This window comes from Microbacterium alkaliflavum (genome assembly GCF_044325405.1).
GTDB classification, from domain to species: domain Bacteria; phylum Actinomycetota; class Actinomycetes; order Actinomycetales; family Microbacteriaceae; genus Microbacterium; species Microbacterium alkaliflavum.
This window is the reverse complement of sequence record NZ_JBIQWL010000001.1, coordinates 36,215-53,195: the sequence shown is the minus strand read 5'-3', so window position 1 is coordinate 53,195 and position 16,981 is coordinate 36,215. Positions and strand designations below refer to the sequence as shown.

Here is a 16,981-nt window from a genome sequence, read left to right as displayed (position 1 = left end):
GCCGTCGGCCTCAGGCGCGCTCGACGGGCAGCCAGAGCTCGCAGGTGGCAGTGCTGAAGTCGGCGGCGCGGTCGAGGATCGCGACGATCGAGGGACCGGGGCGCAGCCGCCACGGGTTGGACGGGAACCAGTCGGTCGCGGTGGCGGCCCAGGTCGACTGCAGCACGGCGGGGTACGCGCCTTCGCTGCGGAACACCGCCCATGCGCCCGCGTGGACCTCGATGAGGTCCAGGTCCTCCGGCACCGGTGTCGTCGGGTTGACGGCGACACCGTGCAAGTAGGTCAGCTCGGTGCCCTCGACATAGTCGGGGTCGACGTCGGCGCTCACCTGGAGGAGCCCGGCCGGCTCCGTGTCGCTGAGCCCTTTGAGCCGCTGATGCTCGGATGCCGGGATGCCGGCGATGTGCGCCTGGATGTGCGGATTGACGCCCTCGTGGATGAGCGGCACGCGCGCGGCGTAGCCGACGAGCCGGAAGGCCGGGCGATCGGTGAGGCGAGTGTCCATCGTGATGTTCCCTTCTACGGTCAGGCGGAACCTGAGCCGTGGCTGCATGCGAAGGGGACCACCGTCTCGGCGTGCATCGCCCAGTGCGATGCCGTGGACCGATCGGAAGGCGCGACCGAACGCTTCGGTCGAGCCGTAGCCGTACCGCACTGCGATCTCGAGCAGCTCCGCCTGCGCGAGCACGTCGGCTGCGGCGACGGTCATCCGCCGCCGTCGGATGTACTCGGACAGGGGCATGCCGGCCAGCGACGAGAACATGCGGCGGAGGTGGTACTCCGTCGTGCCGAGCTCGACCGCGAGCGCGGCGACATCGATCTCGTCGTCGAGGTGGGCGTCGATGTAGTCCGTCAGCCGGTTGAGCGAGGCGATCACGGGTTCTCCCTTCGACACCAAGCCTGCAGGCCGTGACCGATTCGCACCCGACTTTCGCGGTTCGATTCGGTCACGGCCTGCTGGTCATGCGCGGCCGGTCTGATCAGCTGTATCGCAGGCCGTGTCCGAACCGGAACGCCGGGTCCTCGGTGTCGAACGGCGTGTCCTCTCGGCTCGCCTCGACGGCGGCCATTGATGACGGCAGATCGAACGGGAGCTTGCCCAGGGGGCGGGTGCGCCCGGTCAGGACGTCGAGCACGGCCTGGTCGCTCGCACCGTAGTCGGCGACGATCGCGGCCGCACTGTCGACGAGCTCGCCGAGCACCGCGGCTCGGTCGAGCGAGATCACGACGACGGTCGGCACCGCTCGGCAGATGCCGGTGAGCCGCGCCATCGTCTCATCGTCGAACGCGAGCGATCCGGCGTGGAAGAACAGCTCGAAGCCCGGGCCGCGGGGCTCGAACGGCGCCTTGATGCGGAGGATCGCGACCTCCGCCTGCTCGGGCGTCTCGACGGGCGTCCAGCTCTGCTCGCGGGAGACGTCGAGATTCTCGGCGTAGACCTTGAGGTCACCGCCGAGAGGCAGCGTGCCCGCGTTGGTCAGGAGTGTCATCGCCTCGCGCTGCGCCTTGTCGCCGAGTGCCCGGAACTCGGCGTTTCCGGCGACCGCGACCGCCGCATCCTCGTCGATGAGCGGCCGATCGAACAGGCCGAGCTCGAACTTGTGGGCGAGCAGGCGCTCGACGGAGGTGTCGAGGCGATCCTCGTCCACACGACCGTTGCGGACGACGGTGACGAGCTCCTCCGTGCAGAGCTCGCCGCCGAACTGGTCGACGCCCGCTTCGAGCAGGCGCACGATCCGATCGTGGCGCGTCGTGTTCTCGAGACCCCAGGCGCGTGCGGGCATCGGCGCACCGAGGATGTCGGCGTCCGTCAGCAGGCCGAAGTCGGTGCAGACGACGCCGTCGAATCCGAGCTGCTCGCGCAGGAGCGACGTCACGATGGCCTTGTTGAACGCGAAGCCGACCTCGTCGTACTCCGTGCCCACCGGCATCCCGTAGTACGGCATCATCTGCCCGACCCCCGCCTCGATCGCCGCGATGAACGGCTCGAGGTGGTAGCGGAACTGTCCACCGGGGTAGACCTGCTCCTTGCCGTAGGTGAAGTGCGGGTCCTCGCCGTCTTTCTGCGGACCGCCGCCCGGGAAGTGCTTGGCCATCGCGATGACCGAGTCCGGTCCGAGGCGGTCGCCCTGGAGCCCCCGGATGTACGCGGCACCGAGCTTCGCCGTGAGCGTGGCGTCCTCGCCGAAGGTCGCGCCGGCACGCGCCCAGCGGGGCTCGGTCGCGACGTCGATCTGCGGATGCAGCGCCGAGCGGAGCCCCACCGAGACGTACTCCTGCCGCATGACGTCGGCGAAGCGCTCGACGAGCTCCTCCGACCGCAGGGCCGCGAGGCCGATCGCCTCGGGCCACTGCGAGAACATGCTCGACGTCGATGAGGCAGCCGGGTTCTCGACGAACCCGTGGCGCGGATCCGTCGAGAAGGTGATCGGGATGCCGAGCCCCGACCCGAGCGCGAGCGACTGAGCCGCGTTCGCCCACTGCACGAACCCGCGTGCGTCCGCCGCGTCGCCCACGACGTAGAGGTACGTGATGCGGTGGTTGATCACCAGCGACGCGAGCGAGGGCAGTCCGAACAGCGGCTCGGGCTTGTCGACCGGCCCGACCGACACGATGGACTGGAACATCGTCCCGGCCTTGTCCTCGAGCGTCATGCGCGATACGAGGTCCTGGGCCCGCCGGCGCGGGTCGAGGGTCTGGTCCTGGTACGGGAATCGCACGGAAGTCATCTCCTGCATGATCCCTCCTTTCGGTGAAGTGGCGACGACGCTCAGCGGACGCCGCGGATGCGGTACACGAGGATGCCGCCGATGATGGCGACGAGGCCGCCGATGATGAACCACGTCGTGTAGCCGTTGCCGAACAGCGCCTTACCCATCGGGATGACCACGACTCCCGCGAGGAACGGCGCGATCATCGCAGGCAGCGTGTTGGCGATGTTGAGCACGCCGAGGTCCTTCGCAGTGTCGTCCGGGTTGGGCAGCACCTCGACGCACAGCGCCTGGTCGACGGCGAAGAACAGCCCGGCGCCGATGCCCATGATGGCTTCCGCGACGAGGATGATCGTCAGGCCGGCCTCACCGAACGACGACGAGACGCCCAGTATGATGACGCCCACGCCGACGAGGATGCCGCCGAGCGAGACGAAGATGCGGCGACGGCGCAGCTTGTCGGAGAGCTTGCCGCCTACGACGCTCGTGATCACGAGGAAGACGACCGACACGAGCGTCGCGGTCAGGTTGAACTGCAGCTGGTGCGGGATGTCCATGCCGTAGGAGTCGGCGAGGAAGAGCGTGAGGTACGCGGCGGTCGCGCCGTAGCCGAACATGATGAGGCACTTCGTGAGCCACGCCCACCCGAGGTCGGGGTACTTGCGGGGGTTGAAGACGAACGTGAGCAGCAGGCTCAGAACGGTGAAGCGCTCTTCGCGGCGCTCGGTGCGCACCTTGTCCTTGAGCACGAACGCGAAGAGAAGGCCGAAGAGGAGGCCCACGGCGCCCGGGACGACGGCGCGCAGGAAGTCATTGGGGAGGAAGTTGAGCGTGATCGCGCCGACGAGCAGGGCGATCGGCGTACCGGCGCCCGCGAGGCCCGAGACGAATCCGCGACGGTGCTCGGGCACCTGGTCGGCGATCGTCGCGGTCTCGGCGGCCTGCGCGAAGTTGCTCATGAGCTGCGCGATGCACCAGCCGACGAGCAGGAGCGGGATGCTGGGCGCGATGCCGACGATCAGGAGGCCGATGAAGGTGCCCACGACGCCCGCGATGATCCAGGGGCGGCGCATGCCGAGCCTCGACATCGTCGCGTCGGACAGGCGACCGGCGATCGGCTGCGAGACGAGGGCGAAGAGCGAGCCGATGCCCATGACGAGGCCGAGCTGCACCGCGGCGTCCTCGAGGCCGACGAGCCCCTGCACCTTGACGGACAGGCCGCCCATGATCGGGGTCAGGATCGCGAAGAACAGGCCGAACGTCGCGAGCGCGTACGTGGGCGTGTAGCCCCGCGGTTCACGACCCGGTGTGTCGACCGCGAACGGGGCGGGGGTTGCTGTGGGTTGAGACACTCTGACTCCTTCGTCGAGATGGTGCGGCGCGCCCCGGGATCCGGCGTGCGGAAGAGACGCTAACATGAAAACCGGCACCTGTGCCGGTTTTCTTCAGGAGGGGTTGTGGCGGACGGTCATTATCAGAAAGGCATCCTGCGTCGACAGGCGATCGTCGAGGCCGCCGCCGAGGCCTTCGCCCGCGCCGGCTTCGAGGGCACATCCGTGCTCGAGATCGCCGCGGACGTGGGCATCTCGCGCGCGGGCCTGTTCCACCATTTCGAGACCAAGGAAGACCTCCTGATGGCAGTGCTCGATCATCGCGAGCAGCTCGACCGCGAGGTGTTCGTCTCTAGCGGTTCGCGCCGCGCCGGCGGACTCGGGGTGCTGCGGGGCATGGTCCTCCTCGCCCGCCGCAACGAGGAGCGCCCGGGACTGGTGCGGCTCTATGTCGTCCTCGGCGCCGAGGCGACCGCCCCGGATCATCCCGCCCATGCCTACTTCGCGCAGCACTACGCGCGCATCCTCGACGGAACGACGCGGGCGCTCGAGAGCGCGCGCGACCGCGGTGTTCTGCGCGCCGGCGTCGATCCGGCCGGCTTCGCCTCCGATCTGATCGCACTGCAGGACGGACTGCAGCTGCAGTGGCTGCTCCGCCCCGACCAGACCGGGATCGCGACCCGGCTCGAAGCGCAGATCCAGTCCGCCCTCACTCACGACCTGTGGACGGACCCGAGCCCGGCCTGAGGCGGCGGGTCAGTGCATGCGCTGGACGATGTCGCCCGGCAGCCGCACGTCGGTGACCGGCCCAGCGACGGACGAGGCGAACTTCGTGAAGACGACGGGCTCGTCGGGGACCGCGAGCGCATCGCGCACCGCAACGCCGAAGCCCTCCTGCGCCTCTGAGCCGCCGCGCGGTGGAATGCCATCGTCCGTTCCGCCTCCTGGTGCGGCGGACTTCGTCGGGGGCTATCCTGGCGGCGTCGAAGGAGGCGCCGTGGCTGTAGACATCGAAGTCGTGCCGCTCGAGAAGCCTGAGGACGTCAACGTCATCGTCGGCCAATCCCACTTCATCAAGACCGTCGAAGACCTGCACGAGGCGCTCGCCGGGATCGGCGGCACCTTGAAGTTCGGCGTCGCGTTCTGCGAGGCATCCGGTGCCCGGCTGGTCAGACGCACGGGAAACGACGAGGCGCTCGTCGACCTCGCGGTCGCGGCGGCGCTGGCCGTCAGCGCCGGGCACTGCTTCGTGGTGATGCTGCGCGACGGGTTCCCCGTCAACGTGCTCAACCAGATCAAAGCCGTCCCCGAGGTCTGCTCGATCTACTGCGCCACCGCCAACCCGGTGCAGGTGCTCGTCGCGGTCGCAGGCGGCGGCCGGGGCGTCGCGGGGGTCATCGACGGCGAGCCGCCTGTCGGCGTCGAGACCGAACAGGACGTCGCCGACCGCAGGGATCTGCTGCGGGCGATCGGCTACAAGCTCTGACGGCCCTCAGCAGGTCCCAGCGTGCCCATGCCCGTGCGGCCGGTAGCGCGCGTCGACCGGAACCGCCGTCCGCGAGCTAGCGTGTGAGGGTGCGAGAACTGACGCCTGCCGGATTCGAGTTCGTCCGCGAACGCCATCTTGCGACTCTCTCGACCCTCGCGCCGTGGGGTGGGATACACACCGTGCCCGTGGGGTTCACCTTCCACGGCGGCATCCTGCGCATCATCACCTCGGGCGATTCCCAGAAGGTGCGCAACGTCGAGCGGAACGGGACGGCGACGATCAGCCAGCTCGACGGAGCCCACTGGGTCACCTTCCAGGGTGCCGCGACCATCCATCGCGACGCGGAGGCCGTGGCTGAAGCCGTCGCGCTCTACGCCGTGCGCTATCGCCAGCCGCGCGAGAACCCCCGCCGCGTCGCGATCCACCTCACTCCCGAGCGGCTGATGGGCAGCGCGCGCATGGTCGAAGCCGCAACGGATAGCTGACGCCCACCCCAAGGCGCTCGCGACCCGTCGACACCTCAGGGGCAGACGCGGACCCTGCGCCCCTCGAAGCCGACGATGTCGCCGAGCTGCAGCTGCCGTCCGCGGCGGCGATCGACCTCGCCGTTCACGGTCACGTAGCCGTCGATGATGGCCTCTTTCACGTCTCCACCGGAGTCGAGGAGTCCCGCGAACTTCATGAACTGGCCGAGGCGAATTCCCTCGCCCCCGATCGGGACGTCGACGATCGGCGCGGGGTTCGGCATCCCCGAATGCTAACCGATCGGGCGCGGCCCCGAGAGCACCGGTGAGCGGGCAGGCGCTCGCTCAGCCGTCCGCGACGGCGGTCTTCAGCCAGTCCTGGGCGCGGCCGATGAGCGCCTGCGCGACGGGCGTGTCGCCGGCCCAGTTCTCGAATCCATGGGGTGCGCCCGGCACGATGTCGGTCACGACGTCCACGCCGGCCCGCCGCAGTGCGTCGGAATAGGCGAGGTCTTCCGCGGCGAACAGCTCGATGTCACCCCAGCCGAGGAAGGCCGGCGGGAGGCCGGCGAGGTCGGCGCGCCGGCCCGGAGCCGCGTAGTCGGGCACGGACCCGGTGTCGCCTCAGCCCAGGAAGGTGTTCGGGTCGAACTCGTCGATCGGGATGACGCGAACGCGTGACAGAGGAGCGTCGAAGACCCGCGCGTCGTACTCCAGGTCGAATTTCTCGAGGCCGGTGAGCGAATTGAATCCGGCGTTGCGGAACTCGGCGAAGGCGACGACCCCGACGCGCCTCGGCGGGCCGATCAAGCTCGAGATGTCCGGGAGGAAGTCGCCGTCATGGCTCACGAGCATGAGATCGGCCGCGCGGCCGTCGAGCGCGCGCAGCGTCCGCTGGATGGCGATGTCGACCACCTTCTCGTCCGGCGCGCCGGACAGCGGGACGACGACGTACTCCATCGCCTTCAGCGCCTGCACGAACGGCATCGGGATGCCGGTCGACGCATTGAGGTAGAACACGCCCCGCGCAGGCTGCCCCCACACCCTCTCCGCGAACGCGACCAGGCGGTCCCAGCGCGGTCGCTCGTCCGGTTGTGGCCGCCTGTTGAGAATCGAGGTGCCCAGGGTCGCGTCGATGTTCTCGCCATCCACGAGCACCCAGGTCACTCGAGAGCCTGCCTCCGCCAATCGATCTCCTTCGCTCGCGCCTCAGCCGAATCCTATTCAGGATGCTCGTCTGCCGGCGTTGCGTGGCTGCGGAGGCTACGGAGTGGGCGCGATGAGTCCCAGGACGACCGGTGACGAGAAGTCGTCCGACTCGAAGTCCACCCAGACACCGGTTCCGACCGCGGGGAGCTGCAGATCGATGACACCCAGCGGAATCAGGGTCGGCGCCCACATGGACTCCGTGCTCACGTCGGGTACCTCGACGCGCAGACGACCCGACCCAGCCGGGTCTGCGGTGTCGATCACGATCCCGCGGTGCAGCGACATCGGAGGTGCGCTTACTCCGGGGCGTACTTGAACGAGAGCTGGATCCGGGCCCGGAACAGCAGCGTCCCATCCTCGCCGACGACGACGTCCTGCTTCGTCACTTCGGCGACGCGGAGGTCGTGCAACGACCCCGCGGCAGTGGTGATGGCCTCTCGGGCCGCTTCCTCCCAGGACGACGCACTCGTGCCGATGACGTCGATCACTCGGTAAACGCTCATCATGACCCCTAACCGCTCGATGCCGACAAGGCCATATTGATCGCGCCGGCACCGGGATGGAAGAGCATCCGCTTTGAGAAGCCGCGCGAGGATCGGCTTGCCGACGTCGCGATCGACGACCACTGCACCGACTGTCTGCGCTCACGGACGGATGCCCCGACCGAGCCGGCTGGCCGGTCGGGGCATCCCTCACCTTGGATCAGCCGCGCTCCGACCCCATTGCGGTCTTGAGGGCGACGTCGTGGAGGCGTTCGAGTGCATCCGCGCCGTCCAGCCGGCTCCACGCATTCGCCGACGCCTCCAGGGCGACGGCAAGCCCGAGCGCGTAGTCGACGTCGAACTCGTCGTCGGCGGTGCGCCACGGGTACGGGTCGGGCTCGGGCGGCCACGGGAACGGGATCGGCGGCCAGTGGCGCGGCGGCGGGCAGATGTCGTCGCCGGGCTCGTACGCGACCTTCAGCGCGTGAGCCGTCGCGGCGGTCTGCACGACCTGGTGGGCCACGGCCGCACCGTACCGGAACGCTGGCGGGAGCGGCTGGGGGTTGAGTGCCACCGCGTCGATGCGGGTGCGGATGCCGCCGCCAGGGCCGCCGCCGACGATCTCCCAGATCTGCGGGTACCTCCGCGCGATGATCGCGATGAGGCTGGTGTTCAGCGCCATGATTCTTCTCCTTCTCGCCGCTGGTGGAGCGGCCCCTGACCCGCATGCAACAGGCCAATGGGGAAGAGGATCGGAGAGGCGCGCTGATACACGACTTCGACTGTCGCCGCGCTCCGGCTGCGGCGCTACCGCCGGCCAATCACCTCACGTCGTTCCTCGGAGGGGCCGGTACCGCATGGCGGCTGCTCCCGACCGGAACTCCTGACGATCGACCAGCTCGAGCTGGATGCGCTCGCGCAGACCGGCCAGCAGCGTGGGCCCGTGTCCGGCAAGGACCGGCTGCACGACGAACGCGTACTCGTCGATCAGTCCGAGATCGGCCAACGCGAGAGGAAGCGTCACGCCGCCCACGAACAGGCCCTCTCCCGGCTCTTCCTTCAGCCTCTGAACCGCACGTCCGATGTCGCCTCGCACGAGCTCGGCATTCCAATCGACACTGCTGAGCGTGCTCGACACGACGTACTTCTTGGCCTGGTCGATGGCCTCCGCGAACGGGATCTGCCACGCGTCCATCCAGTCCGGCCACCCGCCCGAGGTCGGCCGCCGCCACGCGGACTCCATCATCTCGTAGGTCACGCGGCCGAACAGCAGCGCATCAGCGCGTGCCATCTCCTCAGTCCAGTAGCGCATCGACTCATCGTCGGGCGGAAGCCCCGCCTCGTGATGGCAGCAGCCGTCAAGAGTGACGTTGATCGAGTATCGAAGTGTTCTCATCTGGCTGCTCTCCCTCGATGCGCCAACGTGCTTCGCCGGATGGTGCCCAGGCTACTGACAGGTCACCGCACACCGACGTGCGATCTCACCCGCGCGACGAGATCCTCGATGTCCGAGCGATCAGTGCGCGGCGTCCCGGGCCTCCGGTGCCGACGGCTCATACCCGGTCACAGGTCGGCCGACCTACCAGACGGTGCCGCCGCCGATCGAGATGCCACCCCACGTGAGGGCGATGAAGATGGCGGCGAACACGACGGGAGCGATGCCCTTGCCGCCGCGCGCGAGTCCCTTGAGGAGGCCGATCACTGCGAGAACTGCGGCGACGACGGAAAGGGCGCCACCGAGGATCAGTCCGATGAACAGCGGGATCGGCATGAGCACGAGGCCGGCCAGCCCGAACCAGAACGCGGCCCAGGCCGTCGGGTTCGAGCGGCGCTCAGCGGAGGAGGACATGAGTCCATTATCTTGACCTCCCGAGTCGGCGGCCGGAACGTCATGCTCGAGCGCCCTGTCGTCAGGCGATGCGGATGAACCGTGGGCCCTCGTAGCCGTCGCGGCTGACGGACTCGAGGAACATGTCGAGCGGGCGCACCCAGAAGCTGTAGTCGTCATAGAGCTTGCGGTAGAAGACGAGGTGCTCCTCGGTCTCGCTGTGCCGCCCCGTGCCGATCACTTCGTAACGGGCGCCCTTGAAATGCTCGTAGATGCCGGGCTCGACGACGGCGGGGTTCGGTGACGTCACTCCGCGATCGTATGGCGATCATGACGACTCCGTGGGTGATGCCGACGATCCGCCCCTTGCCAGATTTCGACCATCTCGATGATGATCGGTGTGGCGTTGGTGGAACTGGTGGGAGTGAACATGAGCGGCGAGTGGCATCGTAAGCACCTCGGAGACGACGTACCGGAGCAGGCTGCCGGAGAAGAGACGCTGCTGGGCGCCGCCGGAGACGAGGTCCCCCCGGGGGGAGTCGTCGCGGGCTCCTTCAGTCAGGAGTTCCCCGGCGCCGACCCGTATGCGGGCATTCCGGCTGACGAGGTCGGCCTCCCGCCGCTGAGCGAGGCCGAGCAGGAGGCCGTAGCCCGCGAAGCGGACCGGCTCGCTGACGACCCGGACGCACAGGCCGACCTCTGAGCTGCTGTGTCGTGGACGTCCACGCGGCGTCCGCGACGAGTGCGTCACGTCTGTGTCGGGAGCGCGTCTTGTGTTCTAGGGCGCCGCGTGGGTGGAGGCATCCGCATTCTCCTGCGCCGTCCTGGTGCGGGTGTCGACGGTGACACACGCCACGTCGCCCGAGTAGGCGTTGCGCCAGACCCAACCCGGGAGGCACTCGTCGACGCCGTAGGGGCGGGTCGGGTCGGGCGGGTTGTACTTGCGCTGCGCCTGCGTGAGCGGGTCGTTGTCGTTGATGACCTGCGCCGCCGACGCGGGCAGCACGCACACGAGGTCATCGGGGCGGGCGAGGCGGTAGACGTAGCCGGTCCGGCACTTGTCGGCCGCAGCCGGCGGCGCGGTCACCTGGCTGTTCGAAGTCGGATCGTCGTGCGGGACGACCAAAGCCCAGATCGCCCACGCGCCGCCACCGAGCACGAGCAGGGCTCCCACGATGACCGCGATGATCCACCACCTGAACGGGGGCTTCTTCTTCGGCTCGGAGACGGTGAAGGCGACCGTCGGTCCCGACGCGAGTTGCTCGGGAGCTTCCTCGAGCGCGGCGTCGAGCCGGACTCCGCGCTTGCCTGCAGGCACGGCGGGCGGGACTGCGATGCGCACCTGTGCGGTCAGCGTCGCTGCGACGGTCATCGGTCGGTCTGTCGGCCCGTCGAGCGTGAACCACGCCACGTCGGCGCCGTCCACCGGTTGCACGAGCAGGCGCGCCGTCACGGGTCGCCCCGTCGTGTTGGCGACGACGAATGAGGTGACACCGCGACGGTCGCCGTCGAGCGTGGCCGCCGCCGGTCCGGTCACCGAGAAGGGTGCCGCCGCCGGGGATGCCGCCTCCGCCGGTCCGAATTCTGAAGTCCTCTGGTCGCCCATGCAACGCACCCCCTGGACCCGGCGGGCCCGCTGCGCGGACCATCGGCGCCAGGCCGATCAGTGTCTGAGAGGACGACGGGGTGCGGCTGATACATCGAACTCGGACGCACGGGCGAGAGCCGAGAACGGCAACCTTGTTCGTCTGACAGCGCCCGCGAGGACGACTGTACGCTGTTCAGCCGGCGGCGAGGTGGGTGAGCTCGCTGGTTTGTTCTTCGGTGAGGAGGAAGTAGCCGAGGAAGACGGCGCCGTCTTCGGTCGCGTCGAATTGGGAGACCACGACGCCGGCGGGTTCGTAGAAGATGTCTCCGGCACGGAGTATGGCAGCGGGCTCGTCGCCGATCCGGAAGATCACAGCGCCGCGCTCGATCGAGCCGAAGACAGGCCCGTTGTGGAGATGTGCACCTGCCGCGGTGTTGGGCGCCATCGTGATCCGGCGGATCTCGACATGGGTTGTCGGAAGCGGTGCCGGCAGGAGCTGGTCGACGAGGACTTCACGGATGACGGGCTGCGCGCTCACAGAGTCGAGCTTAGGGTTGCCCGACAGGGTTCGCTCAGTCTGGATCCCGCGTGCGAGGGCGCTCTCACCACGGCGAAGCGTGTCGCGCTCGATGTGAGGTACGCCCTCTTCTAGCCTCGCGCCATGGACGTCTATGTGACAGCCGACCCGACCGACCTCTGGGGTGTTGCGATTCCTGCGTGGATCGGGGCATCCGCTTCACTGGCGGGAGCGCTGATCGCCGTGGGGGCGCTCGTGGTCTCGATCCTCAGCTATCGAGAGTCCAGAAGTGCGGTTCGGGCGAACGCGATCACGAGCGAGGTGGTCGCGGGCACGATCAAAGTCGTCGAGGACCTGGACGCGCCTGTGCAGCCACGTCTGCGGGCGGATGACGCTGAGGCGATACAAGCCCAGAGGGATCTCGCGCGAGCGAGGCAGGAGCGGCTTCGTGAACTCTCCAAGCAGCTGAATCTCACGCTCCGAAAGGATTAGCGCGTAGGAGCCTCAATGATGCTCTCGATCCGGAGGAGGGACCGGGTCGTCGCATTCCTCCTCATCGGCAGCGAGCACCGCGATCGGCGGGACGCCGAGGAACAGGGCCACAAACCTCCCCCACGGGCCCAGCGGACGCGCAGACTCCGCAGGCATCATCGACCCCTTCCGCGCATCTGGCAAGTTCACGGTACTGCGTCAGTACGGCGGCCACTACCGGCCTCGTTCGAGGCGGGGTTCGGCGCCAGGCACGGAATGCGTGCTGACGCTCAGGGCATGTGTTCGTCGACGGCCTTGAGGTAACCGACGGGGTTGTCGGTCCAGATCCGGATGATCTCGGCCTCTTGCGCGCCGCCTTTGGGCGGTCGCCCGGGTAGCCGCACCGTTGTGGGGCGTTCCAGTCGGATCTCGATGTTGACTTCGTCTTGCATCCGCAGGGAGAGCTGGGTCCGCCCGTCGGTGGTGGTGAATCTGGCCGTCTTGGGCGGATCGACCTGGCGGACGCGGGCGACCGAGGCGATGTCGTCCCAGTTGAGGAAGATGTCGATCTCGAGCCCTTCCCGGATATGGAGGCCACGGGGGCTGACGACATGGGGGCGCATGAAGTATGCGCAGAGAAGTCCGATCATCCAGGTCAGTCCCCAGATCCCGATGATGAGCACCACGATCCGAACCACCGGCCATCGGTGCACGATGAGGTCGAGGATCGGGATCTCGAGCGCCGACAGTGCGATGAAGACGATCAGGATCGTCATGACGGGCCGGTGGTAGGAGAATCCGGAACCACCGGGGTCGATCGCGGGGCGGCGTGCGATCGCCCTGCCGATGCTGCTGTAGATCTTGAGTTCCATGAGCACTGCCCGGGCGAGCAGCGACAACGTCGCCGGGCGGGAGGCGGTGACGCCCGTGGGGTCAAGACGCACGCGCCTTGTCCGCCTTGGCGGCCTCCGAGACCAGCTGGGCGAGGCGGTCAGCGATCGCTGCGATCGCCACCTCGACGCGGTCCCGGTCGGCTGCCCGGACCGAGGCAAGAAGGGTGGCGTTCAGCGCGGCGTGCTCTCGGACGGTGCGCTCCATGAGCTCGTGACCCTGCGGGGTCAACCCGACCAGACGCGCCCTGCGGTCGGTCGGATCCGGGATGCGCTCGACGTAGCCCACCGCCTCCAGCGCATCCACCAGACCGGTGATGTTCCGTGGCGTGACGTTCAGGGCCGCCGCGATGGTGTGCTGTTGCACCGGCCCGGAGTGATGAATCGTCCACAGGACCCCCATGCGCGCAGGGGAGAGCGGGGTGCCGTCGTACTCGCGCGCCATATCCCGCTGGAAAAGGTCCGCGATCTGCAGCAACCGGTCGAGCAGAAGCGGGGAATCCATATCAGTACGCTACTACATGATTACCTTACTTCACGTTATTCCGCTCGGATCCCCCTACCCCGTGGCCGTGGTGCTTGCATCGATCACCACGTGCCGCCCTGACGACTCAGTCGCTTCTCACGCGAGGACGCGAGGAGGCTCGCGACGGTCGCGACGGCCATCGAGATCACGATGATGCCCAGAGACATCCAGGTCGAGATCTCGGGTGCCCACTCGATCGGCTCGCCGCCGTTGATGAACGGCAGCTCGTTGACGTGCATGGCGTGGAAGACGAGCTTCAGACCGATGAAGCCGAGGATGAACGCGATGCCGTAGTGCAGATATCGCAGTCGGTCGAGCAGGTCGCCGAGAAGGAAGTAGAGCTGGCGCAGACCCATCAGCGCGAAGATGTTCGCCGCGAAGACGATGAACGCGCTCTGGGTGATGCCGAAGATCGCGGGGATCGAGTCGATCGCGAACAGCAGGTCGGTCACGCCGATCGCCGCGAAGACGATGATCATGGGCGTCCACATCTTCTTGCCGTCCACGACCGTGCGGATCTTCGCGCCGTCGTACTGGTCGCTTATGGCGATCGTCCGGCGGAGCATCCGCACGACGAAGCTCTCCTCCTTGACTTGGGAGTCGTGCTCGCCGCCGGGGAACGCCTGGCGCCACGCCGTCCACACCAGGAACGCACCGAAGATGTAGAACACCCAGCTGAACTCCTCGATGATCGCCGCGCCCAGGAGAATGAAGATGCCGCGCAGCACGAGCGCGATGATGATGCCCACCATCAGCACCTCCTGCTGGTAGCGGCGCGGCACCACGAACTGGCTCATGATCAGAACGAAGACGAACAGGTTGTCGATCGACAGGCTGTACTCGGTGAGCCAGCCCGCGACGAACTGCCCGGCGTACTCCGGACCGGCGATGATCCACATCAGTCCCGCGAAGATGAGGGCGAGGCATACGTAGAACACGACCCACAGCGTCGACTCCCTGGCGGAGGGGATGTGTGGCCGCTTGAGGATGAGCAGCAGATCCGCGAGCAGGATCAGGGAGAGGATCAGCAGGGATCCGATCTCGAACCACAGCGGGAGTTCGAGGTCCATGGAGGGGCCTTTCGCGACGCGGGACGCTTTGGGGGCCGTGCTTCGGGTGCGCTGGGCAGATCAGTCGGCGGCGTCGGCTTTTTCGAACTGGTCCCTCATCTTGTCCAGATCGAGGGCGTCCGTGACGACCTTCTTCTTGCCGTAGTAGACGTCGCGGTCGATCTCGTTGCTGGCGTTGGCGACCAGCATGGCGACGAAGGTGTCGCCGTTGACGTTGAGGAAGGTGCGGAAGATCCCGGCGAACCAGTCGACCGCGATCAGCAGACCCACGGCCTCGAACGGCAGCCCGAGCGAGGTGGCGAGGAACATCGCGACGACGGGGAAGCCGCCGGGAACCGTGATGGTGCCCATGTTCAAGAGGATCGCGAGGGCCATCGCGAGCACGATCGTGCCGAAGTCGAGGGTGATGTCGCCCGACTGGGCGAGGAACATGACGACGATCATGTAGTTGAGCACCGCACCGTACGAGCCCATCGTGAGCCCCACAGACAGGGTGAAGTTCGCCACCCGCTGGCTCACGCCGACCTTTTCGATCGCGGTCCGCAGCACGGTCGGGAAGGTGACTGCCGAGCTTGTCGTCGTGATGGCGATCACCGTCTGGTCGGTGAGCTTGGCGGGCAGCCGCGCAGGATTGAGGTGCGTGCGCAGCCATACGACGAGCACGAACAGTGCGAGGACGATCAGGACCCCGAGCAGGGTCGAGCCGAGGTACTTCAGAGCGCTGGTGACGACGGCGAATCCGACGGTCCCGGCGAGACTGGCCAGCAGGCAGAACACCCCGATCGGGGCGATCAGCATCACGAAGCGGATCATGGTGAGCACGACCTGCTGGATCTGGTCGAAGAAGTCCAGCACCATCCGGTTCCCGGTCCTCGTGATGTAGGCGTTCAACGCGACACCGAACAGCAGCGAGAAGATGATGATCGGCACCATCGTCGCCGTCGACATGGCGGCGAAGATGTTCGTGGAGACGAAGTTCAGCAAAGTGTCCTGCCAGCCGGCGGCCTCGCCGACCGACTCCTCAAGTGCAGGGTCCACACCCGAGGCGAAGTCGATCCCCGCTCCGGGCTGGACGATCACACTGATCCCCCAGGCGATCACCGCGGCGACGATCGAGAAGCCGATCATCCACTTGAAGGTGCGCAACGCCATCTTGCCCATCCCGGAACCGGTCATCGACCCGGTCGCGACGATCACAGATGACATGACGAGGGGAACGATCGCCATCTGGATGAGCCGGATGAACAGATCGCCGATGAACTTGAGGTTCGCGGCCCACTCTCCGACGATCAGACCGAACACGATGCCGAGGATCGCACCGCCGCCGATCTGCACAGCCGGGTTCTTCAGGATCTTCATACCGATCTCCGCTCAGATGCCGCCGTTCACCTAGCCGGCGCGATTGGAACCCAAGCTAGAAGCCGACGCGCACACCACTGGGCCAATTGGTAGGACCGTAATGCAGTATTTACACGCCAGCGGATCGCGAAACAGGCTGGTCACACGGGGTCGCCAGCCGACATTCGGCTGTCATTCGTGAGGCCCATGGGAGACTTGCAGGGATGGGTCGCCAGGCCCGAGCTCTCGACAAGTAGGAGATGACGCCTGCACGTGCCTGTTAGCGCTGACATGGTCCTGGGTCCGCTGAAACGCACCCACTCCCTCATTGCCGACGACATCTTCGGCTACCTCGAACGCCTCATCGTCACGGGCGCTCTCGCTCCCGGGGTGGCCCTTCCGCCTGAACGGACACTCGCCCGCGACCTCGGCGTCTCACGCAACGCACTCAGGGAGGCCCTGACCCGGCTCGACAGCCTCGGGCTCGTGGAACGGCGACAGGGAAGCGCCAACCGCGTCAGCCTGTCGATTCCACTCACGGCCGCGCTCGCAGCCCGCCTCGAAGGCGTTGCAGCGGAATTCGAGCACTCCGCGGAATTCCGTGCCGAAATAGAGCCCCGGATCGCTCGGCTCGCCGCTCTCCGCATCGGTCGTCAGCAGCTGGCCGCGCTGAGCGATCTCCTGGATCGGTCTGCACGCGAGACCGACTCCGATCAGTCCGCGAGCCTGGACATCGGCTTCCACACCGCGATCGCCCAGGCCACCGCCAATCCACTGTTCGCGACCCTCGGTGAGCTCACCGCCTCCTGGACGGTCGAAGCTCGCGTGTACTCGCATCTCGAAGGCGAGGGCCGGCGCCTCTCCCATGCGGGACACACCCGCATTCTGGCCGCTCTCACCGCCCACGACGCCGAAGCCGCCGACTACGCCATGCGCATCCACCTCGCCGAGATCCGGGACGTCATCGACCGCGTTCGATCCACCGAAATCGGACTTCCTGAGGCCACCTCACCGAACTCAACCGCATAGCGTCCAGTTGTCGCCCGCGCATGACGTCGACCGCGCGG

The 16,981-nt window shown here is 67.5% G+C and carries 24 protein-coding genes; 6 read left to right on the top strand and 18 right to left on the bottom strand.

Features of this window, described 5'->3' with window-relative positions; translation table 11 throughout:
- Positions 1 to 10: 10 nt before the first annotated feature.
- The 3 genes from ACH3VR_RS00255 to ACH3VR_RS00245 form a co-directional block, all read right to left on the bottom strand.
- Entirely contained in the window at positions 11 to 877 is an 867-nt protein-coding gene (locus ACH3VR_RS00255) for an AraC family transcriptional regulator (protein ID WP_396638741.1), read from the bottom strand.
- 103 nt (positions 878 to 980) lie between these two features.
- Positions 981 to 2,738, bottom strand: a complete 1,758-nt coding sequence (locus tag ACH3VR_RS00250; protein ID WP_396638740.1) for a glycoside hydrolase family 3 protein — start codon at positions 2,736 to 2,738, stop codon at positions 981 to 983.
- A 32-nt stretch (positions 2,739 to 2,770) separates the two neighbouring features.
- On the bottom strand, positions 2,771 to 4,063 hold the full coding sequence (locus tag ACH3VR_RS00245; protein WP_396638739.1) for an MFS transporter: 1,293 nt from the start codon (positions 4,061 to 4,063) through the stop codon (positions 2,771 to 2,773).
- Between the two features lie 105 nt (positions 4,064 to 4,168).
- Between ACH3VR_RS00245 and ACH3VR_RS00240 the strand changes: the two genes are divergently transcribed.
- From ACH3VR_RS00240 to ACH3VR_RS00230, 3 genes are all read left to right on the top strand, one after another.
- The gene (locus ACH3VR_RS00240) at positions 4,169 to 4,789 is read left to right on the top strand and encodes a TetR/AcrR family transcriptional regulator (protein WP_396638738.1); all 621 of its coding nucleotides are present in this window, start codon (positions 4,169 to 4,171) and stop codon (positions 4,787 to 4,789) included.
- Between the two features lie 250 nt (positions 4,790 to 5,039).
- A complete protein-coding gene (locus ACH3VR_RS00235; protein WP_396638737.1) occupies positions 5,040 to 5,528 on the top strand; it encodes an adenosine-specific kinase in 489 nt (162 codons plus the stop codon).
- Positions 5,529 to 5,617: 89 nt separating this feature from the next.
- Positions 5,618 to 6,016 (top strand): TIGR03618 family F420-dependent PPOX class oxidoreductase, encoded by a 399-nt coding sequence (locus tag ACH3VR_RS00230; protein WP_396638736.1) that lies wholly within the window; start codon positions 5,618 to 5,620, stop codon positions 6,014 to 6,016.
- Between the two features lie 35 nt (positions 6,017 to 6,051).
- On the opposite strand, the gene ACH3VR_RS00225 is transcribed toward ACH3VR_RS00230, so the two are convergent.
- The 9 genes from ACH3VR_RS00225 to ACH3VR_RS00185 form a co-directional block, all read right to left on the bottom strand.
- Positions 6,052 to 6,279: an RNA-binding S4 domain-containing protein gene (locus tag ACH3VR_RS00225; protein ID WP_396638735.1), complete on the bottom strand. Its 228-nt coding sequence runs from the start codon at positions 6,277 to 6,279 to the stop codon at positions 6,052 to 6,054.
- Positions 6,280 to 6,340: 61 nt separating this feature from the next.
- Positions 6,341 to 6,604 (bottom strand): alpha/beta hydrolase, encoded by a 264-nt coding sequence (locus tag ACH3VR_RS00220; RefSeq protein WP_396638734.1) that lies wholly within the window; start codon positions 6,602 to 6,604, stop codon positions 6,341 to 6,343.
- 15 nt (positions 6,605 to 6,619) lie between these two features.
- Positions 6,620 to 7,162, bottom strand: coding sequence for an NYN domain-containing protein (locus ACH3VR_RS00215; protein ID WP_396638733.1), 543 nt, complete (start codon positions 7,160 to 7,162; stop codon positions 6,620 to 6,622).
- Positions 7,163 to 7,258: 96 nt separating this feature from the next.
- Positions 7,259 to 7,489: a phage baseplate assembly protein V gene (locus tag ACH3VR_RS00210; RefSeq protein ID WP_396638732.1), complete on the bottom strand. Its 231-nt coding sequence runs from the start codon at positions 7,487 to 7,489 to the stop codon at positions 7,259 to 7,261.
- An 11-nt stretch (positions 7,490 to 7,500) separates the two neighbouring features.
- Positions 7,501 to 7,830 (bottom strand): dodecin family protein, encoded by a 330-nt coding sequence (locus ACH3VR_RS00205; RefSeq protein ID WP_396638731.1) that lies wholly within the window; start codon positions 7,828 to 7,830, stop codon positions 7,501 to 7,503.
- Between the two features lie 76 nt (positions 7,831 to 7,906).
- On the bottom strand, positions 7,907 to 8,368 hold the full coding sequence (locus ACH3VR_RS00200; protein ID WP_396638730.1) for a hypothetical protein: 462 nt from the start codon (positions 8,366 to 8,368) through the stop codon (positions 7,907 to 7,909).
- 144 nt (positions 8,369 to 8,512) lie between these two features.
- Positions 8,513 to 9,082 carry a dihydrofolate reductase family protein gene (locus ACH3VR_RS00195; protein ID WP_396638729.1) on the bottom strand — a complete coding sequence of 190 codons (570 nt, stop codon included), beginning with the start codon at positions 9,080 to 9,082 and terminating at the stop codon, positions 8,513 to 8,515.
- A 183-nt stretch (positions 9,083 to 9,265) separates the two neighbouring features.
- Positions 9,266 to 9,535 (bottom strand): hypothetical protein, encoded by a 270-nt coding sequence (locus ACH3VR_RS00190; RefSeq protein WP_396638728.1) that lies wholly within the window; start codon positions 9,533 to 9,535, stop codon positions 9,266 to 9,268.
- A 61-nt stretch (positions 9,536 to 9,596) separates the two neighbouring features.
- Positions 9,597 to 9,824 (bottom strand): DUF1653 domain-containing protein, encoded by a 228-nt coding sequence (locus tag ACH3VR_RS00185; protein ID WP_396638727.1) that lies wholly within the window; start codon positions 9,822 to 9,824, stop codon positions 9,597 to 9,599.
- A 120-nt stretch (positions 9,825 to 9,944) separates the two neighbouring features.
- On the opposite strand from ACH3VR_RS00185, the gene ACH3VR_RS00180 reads away from it, so the two are divergent.
- Positions 9,945 to 10,217 carry a hypothetical protein gene (locus ACH3VR_RS00180; RefSeq protein WP_396638726.1) on the top strand — a complete coding sequence of 91 codons (273 nt, stop codon included), beginning with the start codon at positions 9,945 to 9,947 and terminating at the stop codon, positions 10,215 to 10,217.
- Between the two features lie 75 nt (positions 10,218 to 10,292).
- On the opposite strand, the gene ACH3VR_RS00175 is transcribed toward ACH3VR_RS00180, so the two are convergent.
- Positions 10,293 to 11,120, bottom strand: coding sequence for a hypothetical protein (locus tag ACH3VR_RS00175; RefSeq protein WP_396638725.1), 828 nt, complete (start codon positions 11,118 to 11,120; stop codon positions 10,293 to 10,295).
- Between the two features lie 175 nt (positions 11,121 to 11,295).
- A complete protein-coding gene (locus ACH3VR_RS00170; RefSeq protein WP_396638724.1) occupies positions 11,296 to 11,640 on the bottom strand; it encodes a cupin domain-containing protein in 345 nt (114 codons plus the stop codon).
- Positions 11,641 to 11,763: 123 nt separating this feature from the next.
- Between ACH3VR_RS00170 and ACH3VR_RS00165 the strand changes: the two genes are divergently transcribed.
- Positions 11,764 to 12,111 (top strand): hypothetical protein, encoded by a 348-nt coding sequence (locus tag ACH3VR_RS00165; protein ID WP_396638723.1) that lies wholly within the window; start codon positions 11,764 to 11,766, stop codon positions 12,109 to 12,111.
- A 269-nt stretch (positions 12,112 to 12,380) separates the two neighbouring features.
- Here ACH3VR_RS00165 and ACH3VR_RS00160 read toward each other — a convergent pair whose 3' ends face one another.
- The 4 genes from ACH3VR_RS00160 to ACH3VR_RS00145 form a co-directional block, all read right to left on the bottom strand.
- A complete protein-coding gene (locus ACH3VR_RS00160) occupies positions 12,381 to 13,034 on the bottom strand; it encodes a hypothetical protein (RefSeq protein WP_396638722.1) in 654 nt (217 codons plus the stop codon).
- Entirely contained in the window at positions 13,024 to 13,485 is a 462-nt protein-coding gene (locus ACH3VR_RS00155) for a MarR family winged helix-turn-helix transcriptional regulator (protein WP_396638721.1), read from the bottom strand. Before ACH3VR_RS00155 ends, ACH3VR_RS00160 begins: the two co-directional genes overlap by 11 nt.
- A gap of 83 nt (positions 13,486 to 13,568) precedes the next feature.
- Positions 13,569 to 14,576 (bottom strand): TerC/Alx family metal homeostasis membrane protein, encoded by a 1,008-nt coding sequence (locus tag ACH3VR_RS00150; RefSeq protein ID WP_396638720.1) that lies wholly within the window; start codon positions 14,574 to 14,576, stop codon positions 13,569 to 13,571.
- 60 nt (positions 14,577 to 14,636) lie between these two features.
- A complete protein-coding gene (locus tag ACH3VR_RS00145) occupies positions 14,637 to 15,935 on the bottom strand; it encodes a dicarboxylate/amino acid:cation symporter (RefSeq protein WP_396638719.1) in 1,299 nt (432 codons plus the stop codon).
- A 252-nt stretch (positions 15,936 to 16,187) separates the two neighbouring features.
- Between ACH3VR_RS00145 and ACH3VR_RS00140 the strand changes: the two genes are divergently transcribed.
- Complete coding sequence (locus tag ACH3VR_RS00140; RefSeq protein WP_396638718.1) at positions 16,188 to 16,943, top strand: FadR/GntR family transcriptional regulator; 756 nt, start codon at positions 16,188 to 16,190, stop codon at positions 16,941 to 16,943.
- Positions 16,944 to 16,981 lie beyond the last annotated feature (38 nt).